The following is a 17,341-nucleotide window of genomic DNA, read 5'->3' as shown; positions in this document are numbered from 1 at the left end:
TCCTTTTTTTAAAAGGCAGCGTCGACCTCTTTTTTTGTGGAATTGACAACAATAAATAGATAGTCTTGTTGATTGTCAATTAAAGCCAGATGGACATAAGGTACAGGACTTTCAAGGGCCGCCTCCAAGGCATTGTCCACCAAGATTCCAAAAATTCGAGATAAAGAGAGCTCATCTAAGGGCAGTGTTTGAATCGTTTCTTCAATTTCTAAGTGAAAGTCAATGCCCTTCTCGTTGGCCACCATCATTTTTGTAAAGAGGAGGGATTTCAGTTCTGGAATCTCTAAATTTTTTAATTTCGAAACCTCTAAAAAATACTGATAATCAGCCTCAAATGTCTGACTGACTGTTTGAAAATAGTTTTTTAATTCTGGTTCATTAATCGGCTTTTGATAGATATAACCACCCAGTGAAAAAAGAATATTGCTGAAATCATGATGATTTTTGCGGATTTTTTGGGACATGCTTTCTAAGTTATCGACATACTGAGTCAGTTCAAACCTGTGCTTTTCCTGTTCTAGCAATTTTTGCTTGCGGTAATCGTTTAAGAATAATAGGAAGAAGAAGGCACCGATAATTATCATGACAAAGACAATCAGTGCCGTGCTAAAAGGAATTGTCTGATTAACCGGCTCCACCATAAAACGCGCATTAGGTACCAGCCATTGTAAAAAAGCAATCCCTAGATGTGTCGAAGAAATAAAGATAGCGACATAGCCTGGCAAATCATTTTGGGCGGTGACCGCACTGATTTGGACAAAAAGTTGAACAATTACCAGAGCAATCAGAACATACCAGAAAAACAATACCAATTGTTTTAGCGGCCAGCTAAAACGCTGATTGGCCCAATTTAACAGGATTCTGATTAGTGGCAGTAATAACAGGTAAAGTAAAAAATACCAGTTTAGTGTGAAAATTGAAAACAGTGGCGGTCCTAAATAATACATTAGGCAAATTCGCAAATAATCAAAAAAGGCGGTCCAAATCAACAGAGAAATTGTGACTAATAGCAAGTTTAGTTGGAACCGCAGTTGTCCTCGATGATAAATTAGATAGAGTAAAATCATCATTAAAAAATAGCAATGAATAATCAAAACGTTATGAATGACCATTACTTCTTGAAAAAAATATTGAATTAAGCCATTAAAGATACCGTTAACTAATAAAACTGGAAGAGCCGTAATCACCAAGAGTCTATGGGGGATTTCTAGCGGAAAAAAATAACGCATGGTGACATAGAAAGTGATTAAAATTGGCAAAGTTTGAACTAGGTAATTTAAAAAATTAATCTCAGTTGAGAAAAATTGAGTATAAAAATAAATCATGTCAAACTCCTTTTCTGATTAGTTATAGCGGCACTTGCAAGCACAGCTTGTCTGATTTTCTCAAAAAATTTTGAGAGTGGTCACTCGAGTTAGCAAATAAGTCTATTTTTATGTAAAGACTAACAGGAGACTGTGACACTAGCTTTTTTGAAGATGTAATTTCGAACTATCTTGTATTTGCCTCTGTATTCCAGTGGGTCTTTGAGACAAAAAGTGTCCGGGAGACTGCGACTGAGGTCCAGAGAGTCCTCAAGACAGGAAGTGCCTGCGGGACTGCCGCCTAATAGGTCATAATCGCAAACTTACAATACATAGAGATGTTTACTGGAAATTGTCTGTGAAATTTAGTTTTGTTTTACAAATGACCCCGTCTTTTTAAACTCACAAGTGTTTTGAAGTAATATTAACGCTTAGAACGAAAATTATAAGTGATAGGTTCGTTTTTATTGTTTTTTTTAGGTTATAAATTATTTTTTGAATCCTCTAAAATAGAAATAAAGATTATTAATAATGATTAACTGATTTTTATTTGATAATTATTAGTTAAAAAACCTCTCTTTTATCTTACACTTTTTGCTAAAAAAAAGAAAAAAACAACTGAAATATTTTTCGAAATCAACGCTTATGCTGCCTGAACGTTGTTTTTTTATTCGCTGGAAATACGTCTGGGGGGCTATTTCTTTGTTTAGGCAGCTTTGCCAGAGCAGACGATGATTTCCGCTATAATTTTAATATCAGGATGATAAGCTGACTCTGAGAATTTTTTCTTAAATACCCGTCGAAGAACGCATCGACAGCCGTTGAGAAAATGCGCCTTTAACAGCTGTTCTATGCCCTAATTCTCACAATTGCTGTAGATTTTTTCAGTTTCAAATCTGTCAAGCAAAGGAGTCAGCTTAATTTCTGGTATGAGTATCAACAGTCATGCTTGCTTATTATCTCTCAATTGGTTGTTGGAGATAGTGCGGCTCAGTGGAAAAGGTTAGAAGTATTTTGGTTGTCAAGGGAGTAGTGAGCCGAACTGTCTTGACTAATATCAAAAAGGGGAACAAGGGGAGGATTACGGAAATGAAAAATAGGCTGCCAAAACACACGGCTTTTTTAATAGGTTTTATTCTGCTATTTTCAGCTCTTTTTTTCAATGGAGAAACGGTTAGAGCGGTGGATGTAGATCAGCGTACGGGGTATTATTATGCAACTGGTACTGAACCGGCCGGCTTTGAAATTGAGGCACCGGCTGGGGCGGAAAATCCTAATATCGATATTACGGATGCCTTTACTTTACCCGGACGTTATGGAATTAGTTACTCTAGTGTCAATCCGAATGATTCATCAGATAGTAATTTTGCTTATATCAGTGAGGAACGTAACAATGTTCTGATTTTATATGATGGATCCGAGCAAAATCAAAAATCGGCCCTCTGGTATAATCAGCAGGTTAATTTAAATTACTCCTTTGAATTTGAAGCTTATGTCTATCTATCTAATAGATATCCCACAGATAACAATGGGATTGGTGATGGGATCACCTTTGTCATGCAGCATGATCCGAACTTGGAACGGGCTGTCGGCGGCCGGGGTGGCGGAATTGGCGTCTTACCGGTTGGAGTGAATACCGTCAATATGATTTATAATGCAGTCACGATTGAAATGGATACCTATTATAATGGTGCAGCCTCCGGAAATACTTATGATGAAGATTTATTAATTGATCCTTGGAATTTGACATCCACCATGGCTTGGCCACATATTGGTATGGGGACGACAGCTACAAGTGGCAATTTGTGGTCGCTAGCAACACCGGCGGCGGCACCGGCTTTTGTTCAGAAAGAATTCAAGCATCATGGAGTAACGAGTATTGGATCTGTTGCCGAACGCAATTCTTGGTTTAATAAATGGGTCAAGCTCAATGTCAAATGGTCCCCAGACGGAGTGGATGGTGACTTTGCTAATATCGAAACTGGTGATTTGAGTTACACTTGGGGTCCAATTTATGATGAGTTTGGTACTGTTCAATATGATTATATTGAACAGACCTGGGATAATATTAATCTTGATAGGACTTTTGCATCAGAAACCTTTAATGATGCTTTATCGTGGACCGAAGAAAATCGGGTGGTTACTTGGGGCTTTGCCGGCTCCAATTATCTGACAGGGAATCCTTTTGGCGTGATGATTACCAAGCTGCCAAATGAACCAGAGATCACTGTCAATCGAACTGTCAAAAATACCAGCGTTGCTGGAGAAGATTATGCCAGTTACACTCAAGCAGCAGCTGGCGATGTGCTTGAATATAAAGTTCGTGTAGCCAATACTAGTGATAACGGTACGACAATCCCTTTGCGAAACACGAGGATTGCTGAAGATTTACAAGGGAATTCATGGAATAATCAGTTCACTTATACGAGTAGTTTTGGGGATACTGCCACCACACCCACGCCAGTGATGGAAACAGACTTGTTTACCTTTACAGATAGTAACAATCTTTTTGTGCCGGGGGACTGGTTTGAATATACTTATCAAGTGGTTGTCGGCGATGATACGACAGAATTTATTAATGACGTTGAAATTACCAGCACCTACTCCTCTTTAGCAAACTTCGGTGAAACGAATGTGACTGTTTATCCGGAGGGATTGCAATTAAGCAAATCAGTGAGCGATAATAATCCTCGGGTCGGTGATCCGACGAAGGTCAGTTTAGATTTGACAGCCGCTAAAGGTTTAGGAGTTCTTGAAACGTTGACCGATACGATTCCGGCTGGTTTTGAATTAGCTCCCGGCTCAACGAGATTGACTGCCTATAGCGGATCGACTAAAGCTACCGAGCTGAGCCATGAGGTTTTGGCGGATAGCTTGTGGACTGGTACGACTGAAAGTGGTCAGAGTTTAACTTTTACAGCTGACACTGATCTAACTGACAGTAGCTTACGGGAAGTGTATGGCGGAGCAGTGGATAATAATTTGCTCTCATTAAGCTATGAAATAATTCCGACGGCGACGAATAAAGGTGCGCTCAATCTCTCATTAGGGGGAGCATCGGGAAACCTTACGGATAAAGTTAATAATGTGCGGGGCAACTCGGATTATCCAGTGACAGCTGCAGCAATAGCGCTCTCTGTCAAAACAGATTTAACCTTCAATTTTCTGGATGAAGCAAGTCAACCATTGGCGCCGAGTCTGATCAATAGTATCCACCCAGGCTTCGATGGTATAAATCCGGTTGTTTTATATCTCAATACCGATGAAGCATATAAGTATTCTTCGACGATTGCAGAAATAACCGGGCACCTTTTTACCGATAATAATTTGTCGCTGTATAAAGTTCAGACAAATGGTAGTGATAGTTCTTTAACAGATATTTCCGGTACTGCCAGTCGAGAGGGAACGGTGGTTGATTTATATTATGGTTCCAAAGCAGTCTTAACCATCGAGTTTGTCGACGATCAAGGAAAAGTCTTAACTGACCATACAATAACTGCAGGTGAAGGGGCGGAAAATACAATTGTGACAGACCTTTACGTTGGCTCAACGGTTGACCTCACCTCGACCACTTTCTTGCCGGTTCAAACAAAGGTCGCCGAATTTATCACGGCCGGTTATGCCTCGGTGACACCGCCAGTGAATGAAAACCAGATTGAAATCACTGGCGTGGCTCAGACTGTCCAATATATACTTGTTGGTCAGTTTCGGATGATGACGGCACCGAAGACTATTGATTTCGGTAGCCTGACTTATAATGCGCAAAGTCAGCGGGTCGATAATCCGCAAATTGATGATGACTTAGTGATTGTCGATACCAGATCTGATACTAAAAATGGATGGGCCCTCAAAGTGCAGCTGATTTCGGAGATGCATAATGATCAAACCGGCTCTACAATGTTGGAGGCACTTCGGTATGTCAAAGGGGTCGATGATGAAGAAATCTTAACTACGGAAGCCACAATTGAAGTTTATAATCAATCGACCGGTGGCACTGGAATTTTTAACGTAACCGATACCTGGGGAGATGTTGAAGGATCTCTAGGCTTGAAGCTTGTGGCAGATCCGTATAAAACAACTGGTTCAAGTGTTGGCACCTTTACCGGTGAAATAGAATGGATACTTGAATCTGCGCCATAGAAAAGTTTAAGTAAAAAAAGATTCACCAGCAAATATTTTAGTTTGCTGGTGAATCTTTTTCAGTTTATCTTACAAGTAGTATTTCTTCGCAACAGTTAAATCATCGTTTAATTCATAAACTAATGGTTGGCCTGTTGGAATTTCAAGGTCCATGATATCATCATCAGAGATACCCTCGATGTGTTTAGCTAACGCACGTAAAGAATTACCGTGAGCTGCTACTAGGACAGTTTTATTGTCCAATAAAGCTGGGGCAATTTGATCTTGCCAGAAAGGTAACGCACGTTCTAAAGTAACTTTTAAGTTTTCGCCTCCAGGAACGTCGCGAGGGTCTAACATGGAGTAGCGGCGATCATTAGCAGCAGAGCCTTCATCAGTTGCTTCTAAAAGCGGTGGCAAAGTGTCATAAGAACGACGCCAGATGTGAACTTGTTCGTCGCCGTATTTTTCAGCAGTTTCTTTTTTGTTTAAGCCTTGTAATTTTCCGTAGTGGCGTTCGTTTAAGCGCCAAGATTTAACAGTTGGTACCCAAAGTTGGTTAGAATATTCTAAGATGTAGTTACAAGTTTTGATGGCACGAGTTAAAACTGAAGTGTAAGCTACGTCGAATTCGATGCCGGCTTCTTTAATTTTACGGCCGCCTTCTTTTGCTTCTTCAACACCTTCTGGAGCTAGGTCAACGTCAACCCAACCGGTAAATTGATTCAAGGCATTCCATTCGCTAAGACCATGACGAGAAAAAACTAATTTTGGCATGTGATAAATCTCCTTTAAAATTTTTTCTGAAAATTTCAATTCCTCATCTATTGTACAAAACTTTTGCTGATTTTACCATTAAAAAAACGGCAAAATCACGACTTTGAGAAATTTTTAACTATCTTTTTTCGAGAGTTTTGGGACCTTCTGGATAACCAACGATGACTTTACCAGTTAAACCAATGAAAAGACCATGTTCGACGACTCCCACTGTTGTGTCTAATTCCTGAGCGAGGGCAGGGACGTCATTAATTTGCTGTAAATGCAAATCAATGATGTAATGGCCGCCATCAGTGACTAGGACTTGCCCAGTTTCATTTTTGCGTAACTTTGGTTCATAGCCCTTTTGGTCAAATAAAGTAACAAGCTGCTGATGACCATAAGGCACAACTTCAACAGGTAAAGGGAATTTCCCTAATTTTGCTACTATTTTGGATTCATCGACAATCCAAATATTTTGGCGGGAATAGGTTGCAACGACTTTTTCAAACAAGAGCGCTGCGCCGCCGCCTTTAATGCCGGAAAAATCGGGATCAACTTCATCAGCACCGTCAATCGTTAAATCGACATGAGTAACTTCATCAATGCTCTTCAAAGGGATTCCTAAGCCTAACGCTTGTTTTTCAGTAGCTTTTGACGTAGTTACTCCAGTAATCTTCAAGCCTTCTTCCTTCATTCGCCGACCAATTTCTTCTACCATATAATAGGCTGTCGAACCGGTTCCCAAACCAACAATCATGCCATCAGTTACAAACTTAGCGGCCTCAATGCCTACCATCTCTTTTAAATTCATCTGTGCACACCCTTCAAACGATTTCTGTAAGTCTATGGTCTATTGTAGCGTTTTCTCACTGAAAATACAGTAGGAAAAGCAGATATTCTCCATCTTTTTATAGAAGAAAAATTTATGCTAAAGTAATAAAGGCCCACAAGTGTAAAAAAATTTGAGGATTAGCAAAAAATCTTAAAGAGTCGTTGACAGCTTGAAAAAACCATGATATTCTATCAAAGGTGCTTTGTTTACAGGTCTCTCTACTGAGACGTGCTGACTGTGTTAAAGTACACGCTTGATGAAGAATGCAGAGAATGCATTATTTTTTATCGCCACAAAAGAACCACCTGGATGTGTGGGTCTAGTGAGCGAATCGAGGAAGGAGGAAAACAAGGAATGCCTACAATTAATCAATTAGTACGTAAACCTCGTAAGTCAAAGGTGAAAAAATCTAATTCACCAGCTTTGAACAAAGGATATAACAGTTTTAAGAAGGTTCAAACAGATATCAATTCACCTCAAAAACGTGGGGTAGCAACTCGTGTGGGAACTATGACACCTAAAAAACCGAACTCAGCTTTACGTAAATATGCTCGTGTTCGTTTGTCTAACTTAATCGAAGTTACTGCTTATATCCCGGGTATCGGCCACAATCTTCAAGAACATAGTGTTGTCTTGATGCGTGGTGGACGGGTAAAAGATTTACCAGGGGTACGTTACCATATCGTTCGTGGTGCTTTGGATACTGCCGGTGTTAATGACCGGAAACAAAGTCGTTCTAAATATGGTACTAAACGACCTAAAGCTTAATTTCAATTATTAGTGAAACTAACAATATTATAATAGAAGAGATTATTTCGGAAGGAGGAGTTACGGATGCCTCGTAAAGGTCCTGTTGCAAAACGTGATGTTTTACCAGATCCAATGTATAACTCAAAATTAGTAACTCGCTTAATCAACCGTGTAATGGTTGACGGAAAACGCGGAACAGCTGCTAATATCATTTATAACGCTTTTAACAACATCAAAGAATCTACTGGTAATGATCCATTAGAAGTCTTTGAACAAGCTATGAAAAATGTTATGCCCGTGCTTGAAGTTAAAGCACGTCGTGTTGGGGGTTCAAACTACCAAGTCCCAGTTGAAGTACGTCCAGAACGTCGCACAACTTTAGGTCTTCGTTGGATTGTTAACTATGCGCGTCTTCGTGGTGAACACACTATGGAAGAACGTTTAGCTAAAGAAATCATGGATGCCGCTAACAACACTGGTGCTTCAGTTAAGAAACGTGAAGACACACATAAAATGGCTGATGCCAACCGTGCATTTGCACATTATCGTTGGTAAGATTTTCTTTTTCAAGAAAATCTTATCTATACACTCGATATACAGAGAGGAGAAAAAAGTAGAATGGCCAGAGAATTTTCGTTAGAAAACACTCGTAACATCGGTATCATGGCCCATATTGACGCCGGTAAAACAACTGCGACTGAACGGATCTTGTACTATACTGGTAAAATCCATAAAATTGGTGAAACTCATGAAGGAGCTTCTCAAATGGACTGGATGGAACAAGAACAAGAACGTGGTATTACTATCACATCAGCTGCGACGACTGCACAATGGAAAGGTCATCGTATCAACATCATTGACACTCCTGGACACGTGGACTTCACAGTTGAAGTAGAACGTTCATTGCGGGTTCTTGATGGTGCTGTAACAGTTCTTGATGCTCAGTCTGGGGTTGAACCACAAACCGAAACTGTTTGGCGTCAAGCGACTACTTATGGTGTTCCCCGGATTGTATTTGCAAACAAAATGGATAAAATTGGGGCAGATTTCTTATACTCTGTAACAACTTTACACGATCGTTTACAAGCAAATGCTCATCCAATTCAAATCCCAATCGGCGCTGAAGATGATTTCACTGGAATTATTGACTTAGTCAAAATGAAAGCTGAAATGTACGTCAACGACTTGGGTACTGAAATTGAAGAAACCGACATTCCTGCTGATTATTTAGAATTAGCAACTGAATGGCGTGAAAAGTTAATCGAAGCTGTTGCTGAAACAGACGAAGATTTAACAATGAAATATTTAGAAGGCGAAGAAATCACTGAAGCCGAACTAAAAGAAGGTATCCGTAAAGCAACCGTTAACGTTGAATTTTACCCAGTCCTTTGTGGTTCTGCCTTCAAAAACAAAGGGGTTCAATTATTATTGGATGCCGTGTTAGACTACTTGCCTTCACCATTAGATATCGAAGCAATCAAAGGTATCGATCCTAAGACAGATGAAGAAGTTGAACGTCCTGCTGACGACAGCGCTCCTTTCTCTGCTTTAGCCTTTAAAGTTATGACTGACCCATTCGTAGGTCGTTTAACTTTCTTCCGTGTGTATTCTGGTGTCTTACAATCAGGATCATACATCCAAAACGCAACAAAAGGTAAACGTGAACGTGTTGGACGGATCCTACAAATGCACGCAAACTCTCGTTCTGAAATCTCTGAAGTGTACGCTGGAGATATCGCTGCGGCAGTTGGTTTGAAGGATACAACAACTGGGGATACTTTATCTGATGAAAAGAATTTAGTTATTCTTGAATCAATGGAATTCCCTGAACCCGTTATCCAAGTTGCGATTGAACCTAAATCAAAAGCTGACCAAGATAAAATGGGTACAGCTCTACAAAAACTTTCTGAAGAAGATCCGACCTTCCGGGCTGAAACAAATCCGGAAACTGGCGAAACAATTATCGCTGGTATGGGCGAACTTCACTTGGACATCATCGTTGACCGTATGCGTCGCGAGTTCAAGGTGGAAGCTAACGTAGGTGCTCCTCAAGTATCTTATCGTGAAACATTCCGTGCTTCTACTCAAGCGGAAGGTAAATTCGTTCGCCAATCTGGTGGTAAAGGTCAATACGGTCACGTATGGATTGAATTTACTCCGAATGAAGAAGGCGCTGGCTTTGAATTTGAAAATGCTATCGTCGGTGGTGTGGTTCCTCGTGAATACATCCCAGCCGTTGAAGCTGGTTTGAAGGATTCTATGGAGAACGGTGTCTTAGCCGGCTATCCAATGGTTGATATCAAAGCAAAACTTTACGATGGTTCTTACCACGATGTCGATTCAAATGAAACAGCCTTCCGTGTTGCCGCTTCAATGGCATTGCGTGCGGCTGCTAAGAAAGCTAATCCAGTTATCCTTGAACCAATCATGGGCGTTGAAGTTGTTATCCCAGAAGATTACTTAGGTGATATTATGGGTCACGTAACTGCTCGTCGTGGTCGTGTTGAAGGTATGGAAGCTCGCGGAAACTCTCAAGTAGTTCGTGCGATGGTTCCATTGGCTGAAATGTTTGGTTATGCAACTACTTTACGTTCAGCAACTCAAGGTCGTGGTACATTTACAATGACCTTTGACCATTACGAAGATGTGCCTAAGTCTGTTCAAGAAGAAATCATCAAGAAAAACGGCGGCAAATCTGAGTAATACCAGCTTTTAAGCTTGGTTGTCACATTTTTGACAATCATTCTAAAATTGCGATAGAGGGAGAGCTGTCCTTGCCAGGACGGTTCTACCTATCAAAAAATATTAACTTAAAAACCTAGGGGGAACAAATTAAAATGGCAAAAGAAAAATTCGACCGTTCTAAACCACACGTTAACATTGGTACTATCGGACACGTTGACCATGGTAAAACAACTCTTACAGCAGCAATCACAACTGTTCTAGCTAAAAAAGGCGGAGCAGAAGCGATGGCTTATGATCAAATCGATGGCGCTCCTGAAGAACGCGAACGCGGAATCACTATCTCAACTGCTCACGTTGAATATGAAACTGACGCACGTCACTATGCTCACGTTGACTGCCCAGGACACGCAGACTACGTTAAAAACATGATTACTGGTGCTGCACAAATGGACGGCGCGATCTTAGTAGTATCTGCTGCTGATGGTCCTATGCCTCAAACTCGTGAACACATCTTGTTATCTCGTAACGTTGGTGTACCTTACATCGTTGTTTTCTTAAACAAAGTTGATATGGTTGATGACGAAGAGTTATTAGAATTAGTTGAAATGGAAGTTCGTGACTTATTGTCTGAATACGACTTCCCAGGCGATGACACTCCAGTTGTTGCTGGTTCTGCTTTGAAAGCTTTAGAAGGCGACGCTTCTTACGAAGAAAAAATCTTAGAATTAATGGCTGCAGTTGACGAATATATCCCAACTCCAGTTCGTGATACTGACAAACCTTTCATGATGCCAGTCGAAGATGTATTCTCAATCACTGGTCGTGGAACTGTTGCAACTGGTCGTGTTGAACGTGGACAAGTTCGCGTTGGTGACGAAGTTGAAATCGTTGGTATTGCTGAAGAAACAGCTAAAACTACTGTAACAGGTGTTGAAATGTTCCGTAAATTGTTGGATTACGCTGAAGCTGGCGACAACATTGGTGCATTATTACGTGGGGTTGCTCGTGAAGACATCCAACGTGGTCAAGTATTAGCTAAATCTGGTACAATCACACCTCATACAAAATTCTCTGCTGAAGTTTACGTTTTATCAAAAGAAGAAGGCGGACGTCACACTCCATTCTTCACTAACTACCGTCCTCAGTTCTACTTCCGTACAACTGACGTAACTGGTGTAGTTGAATTACCAGAAGGTACTGAAATGGTAATGCCTGGTGATAACGTAACTATGGAAGTTGAATTAATCCACCCAATCGCTATCGAAGACGGAACTCGTTTCTCTATTCGTGAAGGCGGACGGACTGTTGGTTCAGGCGTTGTAACTACAATCAAAGCTTAATTCAATTTAAGTTGAACCTTTAAAGCAACATTGTGATCGGACGTATGCGTCAGAATTTATCCTCGTGATAGATTCTGGCGCTTTTTTTATAGTAAAAGGAGGAAATGAAGATGCGACTGGTTCCATTAACGAGCGAAAAATTCCCAGAACTACTGGAATTTGAGGAAGAAAACCGAAATTTTTTTCGCCAGCATATCCCAGATCGAGGGGATGATTATTTTTTACCAGAGGAATTTCAAGGACGAAATGAGGCGTTGCTGATGGAACAAGCCAATCAGCAATCTTTCTTCTATTTAATTGTAAATGAAGCTGGCCAGGTAATTGGACGGATAAATTTAACAGATTGCAATTGGCAGCAGCAAAGTGCTGAACTAGGGTATCGAATTGGTGAAGGCAGTCTTGGAAAAGGCATGGCAACGCAGGCAGTTGACCTGATTTCAATTGAGGCACAGACTTTAGGCTTGAAAAAAATCCTCGCTTATACTACCAATAACAATCTTGCCTCACAAAAAGTATTGACTAAATCTGGCTTTCAATTTACGCATCAAGCTTCTGAACCATTTTTATTTTTGGATGAGGAAGTCTTCTTCGTTTATTTCGAGAAAATGATTTAATAATTGACAATCTGACTGGGCACATAGGATCATCGTGAAAGGTTTTGTAGAATCCTTATTTGATGCCGGTTGTTTTTTTATATGAGACCCACTTTGTTGAAACTTAACTAATAAAACTAAATCAGACTGGATTATCAGTTCTAATAGAATCAGGCCATCTCACAAGTTTTTTGTAAAGGTGGCTATTGGCTACCGTTTCCGCAGGCACGTATGGAAATTAGCTGTGTACAAATGGAAGATTGCTGAAAGATTCTTTAGAACTTATGGTGCAGTCTTTTTTGTATTCAACAAATTAAGATTTAGTTTTTCGCAGTTAAGAATCAATTAACATTTAGTTAAGAGCTGATTTAGGAAGACTTGATATGATGTTCTTGTAAACAAGGAGGAGTTAAAAATGGAAACTATCTTAAATCTATCAGGTGTAAATAAAAAATTTGGCAAGCAGCAGGCTCTCCAGGATATCACTATGACAATTCGCAAAGGTGATATCTACGGCTTGGTTGGGCGTAATGGTGCAGGGAAAACGACGTTACTTAAGACCATCGTCCGGATGATTCAACCGAGTAGCGGTAGCATCCAGCTGTTTGGGAATCAAAACGAAAAAGACTATATCAAAGAGCTGAAACGGGTAGGGAATATTATTGAAACACCAGTCGCCTATGACCAGCTGACAGCCGAGCAAAATCTAAAATATTATTGCAAAATTAACGGGGTCATCGAAAAAGATGCGGTTGCTAAAGCGCTGAAATTCGTTGATTTAGAAGATACCGGCAAAAAGAAATATAAAAACTTCTCTCTAGGGATGAAGCAAAAGCTGGGTCTAGCAATTGCCCTATTAAATAAACCAGATTTTCTGATTCTGGATGAACCTATTAACGGCTTAGATCCGGTAGCGATTGTCGAGTTTCGAGAGCTTTTACTCAAGCTCAACCGAGAAGAAGGCATGACAATTTTAATTTCTAGTCATATCCTAGATGAATTGTATCAAGTAGCTACTCGTTTTGGCTTTATCAAAGATGGCTTGCTAGTGCAGGAAATGACCAAAGAGGAATTTGATTTGAAGGCCCAAGCCTTTATTAAAATTGAAGTTGACGATGTTAAAAAAGCCTTGCAGACTTTGGGCCAAATGGCGATTGAAGATTGTAAGGTTGTCGGACAACATCAGATTAATGTTTACCAACTGGAAACACCGATTCGCCAAATCGTGCGGGAATTGACGATGGCGGACTTGGCAATTGACGGTATTTCCCTTGAGGGAGAAAGCTTAGAAACTTACTTTAAAGAATTAGTGATGAATTAGGAGAGTGGAAAATATGTTTAATTTTATTCGTGGGGATTTTTATCGGTTGTTGCACACTAAGAGTTTTTGGATTACTGAAGCGATTGTCTTCATTTTTACTTTAATCGCTATTTTTTCAATGTCGACGGTCACAATGGTCACAGTCAATGGCGAATCTGCGACTAGCGGGAACTCTGTTTCAAGCATAACTGGGTTTACGGCAATCCAATTGAGTCTGACTTCAATGTTACTGTATTTCATGCTACCTTTGATTATTTTAGTGTTGGGTAGTGAGTATTCTAAAGGAACTCTGAAAAATATCGTGACTGTCGGCGTTTCCCGTACCAGCTTCTTCTTTGGGAAATTTATCAGCTTTATGACGGTTTTATTCGCTCAAATCTTAGGGATTATGGCAGTCAGCTTTGTTGTCGGCACCATCGTTGGTGGAGCCGGCTTTGAAAATGGTGAACAAGTTGCAACCCTTGTCTACTATATGTTTGGACTCTTGTTAATGTTAGCAGCTATCTCTTCTTTAATCATTATCGTTCTTTACCTAACAAAGAACACGGCTGTCTGTATTATTCTCGCAATCATTTTGCCAACAATTATCAATACGTTGCACATCTTTAAACAAGACTGGAAAGTTTTGGAATTTATCGACTTCCAAGGTGGGATGGATAGCTTGGTCAGCGGGACTTTGAGTAACTTTGGTGATATGCTGCCGGCCTTTGCAGGTTCGATTATTACAATGGTTTTTTGCTTGATGCTTTCCAATCGGATTTTCAATAAGCAGGATTTATAAAATAAAAATGGCGAGAACGAATCATTGTTCTCGCCATTTTTATGGGGCCTTTTTGAAAAAAACAATCGTAACTTTAAAGCTTTCAGCCTGCGCTTGGATGGTCATCTTTCCTGATAAGCGTATTACCAGCTCCTTCACAATAAAAAGACCAAGTCCAGAGTTTTGGCTTTGACGGGATAAGTCCTCAGTGTAAAAGCGTTCTGTTAATTTTTCCGGATGAAGGATTGGTGTGGCTAAATGATTTTCTGCGATTAAAATTAGCTGATTTCCGCTTTCTTTTAGCTGTAGTGAGGCAGCCTCAGTCCCGTGATTTAAAATATTTCCCAAAATATTTTGAAAAATCCGTCGTAACAGCTTACTATCAGTAATCAAGCTAAGCTCCGGCTGAATATCAACGGCCATCTCGATATCTGCTTCTACAAAGGATTGGTAAAGATTCAGCAGCTCTTCCTGCAACAGCCGGGAGACATTCACTTCGGCAAATGTCGGCTGAATTTGATCTTCAATTAGCCGCTGATAATTGAGAAGCTGTTCTAAATGCTGCTCCACTGTGCCTAAATTCGTTGAGATTTTTCTCAGTAGCTCCTGTTGTTTTTCTGTTGCCTGATCATCCTTTTCCAAGAGCTGCACATAGCCACCCGCCACCGTCAAGGGGGTTCGCAAATCGTGGGAAATATTATGAATCGCTTGTTCCAACTGCTTTGTCTCGTTGACCAGCTGATGGCGTGCTTGTTTATGATTGCGAATCATTTGATTATTTAGTAAAACAATCTGCTGAAAAGAGCGCAGACGGGAATGGGTTTTTAATTCCAAATTGGTCTCATTATCAGTAATGATAGCCAGTTGATCATGGTATTTTTTTAATTCTGATAAGACTACTGCTAGAATCACCACTAAGATGAGGGCAATTGCTGTCATTAACCAGAGCATCGGCTTTCCTCCTTTTGAAGTTTTTTAAAGGACCTAGGCAAGTTTGACACCAATGCCCCAAACAGTTGCAATATAGGGCTCTGCATCATCCAATTGCTTAATTTTTTTTCGCAGGTTGCTGATGTGGACATTGATGGTATTTTCATCACCATAATAGGCTTCGCCCCAAATTTCTTCATAGAGCATTTCTTTTGTGTAAACTTTTTTTGGATGATTCAATAGAAGGGTGAAAATTTCAAACTCCTTCTTTTTAAGGGCCACGACTGTTTCATCTTTTTTCAGCTCAAAGGTATCCGGTAAAAGAGTTAAATTCTTGTAGCAATGGCTAGTTTCGGTTTCTTCTACAGGAACAGCTGCTTGATTTCGCAATTGCACGATAATTCTGGCCTTCAACTCATCAATATTAAAAGGTTTGGTCAGATAATCATTGGCCCCTGCCAGCAAAAGCTGAGAAATTTCCTGCTGGTCTGTTAACGCCGTCAGAAAAATAACCGGTATTTGAGAATGTTTGCGAATCTCTGCTAGAACTTCGCCGCCGTCTTTTCCCGGCAGCATCCGATCCAGCAAAACTAAATCAAACTCATCTTGTTGAAAATATAGCAGGCCTTCAGTCCCTGAGTAAGCCGGCTGAACATGGTAATCATCCGCTAAAATTGTTGCCAGCATTTCATTTAATTCATTATTGTCTTCAATCACTAATATTTTTTTCATTTGCATCAACCTTTTTTAACCATTTTGATTAACATTTTATCATGAAATGCGCTAATGCCATATTCTAAAGGAAAAGATTTTCTTGAGTTGAATAATTATTTAAAAATACTGGATATTTAAGTTTTTTTATGTATAATAATGTATAAACAAACAAATGAAGAGGTAGAGATTATGAATTCGATTTTTCAAGGAAAAAGTTTTTTAGCTGAAAAAGATTTTAGCCAAGCGGAATTGTTGCACTTAATTGATTTTGCGCTGCATTTAAAAGAGCTGAAACAAAAAAATATTCCCCATCAATATTTAGCAGGGAAAAATATTGCATTATTATTTGAAAAAACTTCGACACGAACACGGGCCGCTTTTACGGTTGCAGCAAATGACTTAGGGGCCCATCCGGAATTTTTAGGGGCACAGGATATTCAACTAGGGAAAAAAGAATCCGTTGCTGATACTGCTCAGGTTTTAGGTAGCATGTTTGATGGAATTGAGTTTCGCGGCTTTAGCCAACAGGTTGTCGCGGACTTGGCGAAATATTCTGGAGTGCCGGTCTGGAATGGCCTAACTGATCTGTGGCATCCAACTCAGATGATTGCTGACTTCATGACGGTGAAAGAAAATTTTGGCAGCCTAGCTGACATCACGTTTACTTATGTGGGGGACGGACGTAACAATATGGCGAATAGTCTTTTAGTAACAGGAGCTATTTTAGGTGTTCATATGCGGATTGTTTCACCACAATCCCTTCAACCAGCTAAAGAAGTTGTTGAATTAGCCCAAGGGTTTGCTAAAGATTCTGGGGCCCAGCTGTTGATTACTGACGATATTCAAACGGGTGTCAAAGGCGCTAATGTTTTGTATACTGATGTTTGGGTATCAATGGGGGAAGAAGATAAATTTGCTGAGCGGATTGAAGCGCTGCAACCTTATCAAATTAACAGTGAGATGGTGGCGGCAACCGGCAATCAAGGAGGTAACTTGATTGTTCTGCATTGCCTGCCGGCTTTTCATGATACGCAAACTGAGTATGGCCAGAAAATTTTTAATGAATTTGGCCTGACTGAGATGGAAATCACTGATGAGGTCTTCAACAGTCCTTTTGCTAAACAGTTTGAACAGGCTGAGAATCGGATGCATTCAATCAAAGCGATTATGGCGGCAACCTTAGGAAATTTATTTATTCCAAAGGTTTAAAACAAAAAAGCTGTTTCCTATTGAA

14 protein-coding genes are annotated in these 17,341 nt (G+C 40.0%); 9 read left to right on the top strand and 5 right to left on the bottom strand.

The annotated features are described in order from the left end of the window. Nucleotides 1-8: 8 nt before the first annotated feature. Complete coding sequence (locus ORH16_RS02565) at nt 9-1,325, bottom strand: sensor histidine kinase (protein ID WP_265455950.1); 1,317 nt, start codon at nt 1,323-1,325, stop codon at nt 9-11. A 1,068-nt stretch (nt 1,326-2,393) separates the two neighbouring features. Between ORH16_RS02565 and ORH16_RS02560 the strand changes: the two genes are divergently transcribed. Further along, on the top strand, nt 2,394-5,444 hold the full coding sequence (locus ORH16_RS02560; RefSeq protein WP_265455948.1) for a lectin-like domain-containing protein: 3,051 nt from the start codon (nt 2,394-2,396) through the stop codon (nt 5,442-5,444). Between the two features lie 69 nt (nt 5,445-5,513). Here ORH16_RS02560 and gpmA read toward each other — a convergent pair whose 3' ends face one another. After that, nucleotides 5,514-6,200 (bottom strand): 2,3-diphosphoglycerate-dependent phosphoglycerate mutase, encoded by a 687-nt coding sequence (gene gpmA, locus ORH16_RS02555; RefSeq protein ID WP_265455947.1) that lies wholly within the window; start codon nt 6,198-6,200, stop codon nt 5,514-5,516. 118 nt (nt 6,201-6,318) lie between these two features. Further along, nucleotides 6,319-6,993 carry a ribose-5-phosphate isomerase RpiA gene (gene rpiA / locus ORH16_RS02550; protein ID WP_265455946.1) on the bottom strand — a complete coding sequence of 225 codons (675 nt, stop codon included), beginning with the start codon at nt 6,991-6,993 and terminating at the stop codon, nt 6,319-6,321. 375 nt (nt 6,994-7,368) lie between these two features. Here rpiA and rpsL point away from each other — a divergent pair, with 375 nt between their 5' ends. From rpsL to ORH16_RS02515, 7 genes are all read left to right on the top strand, one after another. Next, nucleotides 7,369-7,782, top strand: coding sequence for a 30S ribosomal protein S12 (gene rpsL / locus ORH16_RS02545; protein ID WP_265455944.1), 414 nt, complete (start codon nt 7,369-7,371; stop codon nt 7,780-7,782). Between the two features lie 66 nt (nt 7,783-7,848). Then, nucleotides 7,849-8,319, top strand: coding sequence for a 30S ribosomal protein S7 (gene rpsG, locus ORH16_RS02540; protein ID WP_265455942.1), 471 nt, complete (start codon nt 7,849-7,851; stop codon nt 8,317-8,319). A 63-nt stretch (nt 8,320-8,382) separates the two neighbouring features. Beyond that, the gene (fusA, locus tag ORH16_RS02535) at nt 8,383-10,467 is read left to right on the top strand and encodes an elongation factor G (RefSeq protein WP_265455941.1); all 2,085 of its coding nucleotides are present in this window, start codon (nt 8,383-8,385) and stop codon (nt 10,465-10,467) included. 134 nt (nt 10,468-10,601) lie between these two features. Beyond that, nucleotides 10,602-11,789, top strand: a complete 1,188-nt coding sequence (gene tuf, locus ORH16_RS02530) for an elongation factor Tu (RefSeq protein ID WP_265455940.1) — start codon at nt 10,602-10,604, stop codon at nt 11,787-11,789. Between the two features lie 110 nt (nt 11,790-11,899). Further along, entirely contained in the window at nt 11,900-12,403 is a 504-nt protein-coding gene (locus tag ORH16_RS02525; RefSeq protein WP_265455938.1) for a GNAT family N-acetyltransferase, read from the top strand. Nucleotides 12,404-12,797: 394 nt separating this feature from the next. Then, nucleotides 12,798-13,703 carry an ABC transporter ATP-binding protein gene (locus ORH16_RS02520; RefSeq protein ID WP_265455936.1) on the top strand — a complete coding sequence of 302 codons (906 nt, stop codon included), beginning with the start codon at nt 12,798-12,800 and terminating at the stop codon, nt 13,701-13,703. Between the two features lie 13 nt (nt 13,704-13,716). Further along, the gene (locus ORH16_RS02515; RefSeq protein WP_265455934.1) at nt 13,717-14,484 is read left to right on the top strand and encodes an ABC transporter permease; all 768 of its coding nucleotides are present in this window, start codon (nt 13,717-13,719) and stop codon (nt 14,482-14,484) included. A gap of 39 nt (nt 14,485-14,523) precedes the next feature. On the opposite strand, the gene ORH16_RS02510 is transcribed toward ORH16_RS02515, so the two are convergent. Together ORH16_RS02510 and ORH16_RS02505 are read right to left on the bottom strand one after the other, a co-directional pair. After that, entirely contained in the window at nt 14,524-15,414 is an 891-nt protein-coding gene (locus ORH16_RS02510) for a sensor histidine kinase (protein WP_265455933.1), read from the bottom strand. Nucleotides 15,415-15,447: 33 nt separating this feature from the next. Next, the gene (locus ORH16_RS02505) at nt 15,448-16,125 is read right to left on the bottom strand and encodes a response regulator transcription factor (protein WP_265455931.1); all 678 of its coding nucleotides are present in this window, start codon (nt 16,123-16,125) and stop codon (nt 15,448-15,450) included. Between the two features lie 171 nt (nt 16,126-16,296). Here ORH16_RS02505 and argF point away from each other — a divergent pair, with 171 nt between their 5' ends. After that, on the top strand, nt 16,297-17,316 hold the full coding sequence (argF, locus tag ORH16_RS02500; protein ID WP_265455929.1) for an ornithine carbamoyltransferase: 1,020 nt from the start codon (nt 16,297-16,299) through the stop codon (nt 17,314-17,316). Nucleotides 17,317-17,341: the final 25 nt, after the last annotated feature.

This window comes from Enterococcus sp. HY326, from assembly GCF_026157065.1.
Classification (GTDB): Bacteria; Bacillota; Bacilli; order Lactobacillales; family Enterococcaceae; genus HY326.
The sequence above is the reverse complement of the archived record's forward strand: the minus strand, read 5'-3'. Positions and strand labels throughout refer to the sequence as shown.

Bases quoted from the DNA above. Each gene is read 5' to 3' on its own strand.
- rpiA (WP_265455946.1), bottom strand. From the start codon at position 6,993: ATGAATTTAAAAGAGATGGTAGGCATTGAGGCCGCTAAGTTTGTAACT.
- rpsL (WP_265455944.1), top strand. From the start codon at position 7,369: ATGCCTACAATTAATCAATTAGTACGTAAACCTCGTAAGTCAAAGGTG.
- tuf (WP_265455940.1), top strand. From the start codon at position 10,602: ATGGCAAAAGAAAAATTCGACCGTTCTAAACCACACGTTAACATTGGT.
- ORH16_RS02520 (WP_265455936.1), top strand. From the start codon at position 12,798: ATGGAAACTATCTTAAATCTATCAGGTGTAAATAAAAAATTTGGCAAG.
- rpsG (WP_265455942.1), top strand. From the start codon at position 7,849: ATGCCTCGTAAAGGTCCTGTTGCAAAACGTGATGTTTTACCAGATCCA.
- ORH16_RS02515 (WP_265455934.1), top strand. From the start codon at position 13,717: ATGTTTAATTTTATTCGTGGGGATTTTTATCGGTTGTTGCACACTAAG.
- ORH16_RS02560 (WP_265455948.1), top strand. From the start codon at position 2,394: ATGAAAAATAGGCTGCCAAAACACACGGCTTTTTTAATAGGTTTTATT.
- fusA (WP_265455941.1), top strand. From the start codon at position 8,383: ATGGCCAGAGAATTTTCGTTAGAAAACACTCGTAACATCGGTATCATG.
- ORH16_RS02565 (WP_265455950.1), bottom strand. From the start codon at position 1,325: ATGATTTATTTTTATACTCAATTTTTCTCAACTGAGATTAATTTTTTA.
- argF (WP_265455929.1), top strand. From the start codon at position 16,297: ATGAATTCGATTTTTCAAGGAAAAAGTTTTTTAGCTGAAAAAGATTTT.
- ORH16_RS02525 (WP_265455938.1), top strand. From the start codon at position 11,900: ATGCGACTGGTTCCATTAACGAGCGAAAAATTCCCAGAACTACTGGAA.
- ORH16_RS02505 (WP_265455931.1), bottom strand. From the start codon at position 16,125: ATGAAAAAAATATTAGTGATTGAAGACAATAATGAATTAAATGAAATG.
- ORH16_RS02510 (WP_265455933.1), bottom strand. From the start codon at position 15,414: ATGCTCTGGTTAATGACAGCAATTGCCCTCATCTTAGTGGTGATTCTA.
- gpmA (WP_265455947.1), bottom strand. From the start codon at position 6,200: ATGCCAAAATTAGTTTTTTCTCGTCATGGTCTTAGCGAATGGAATGCC.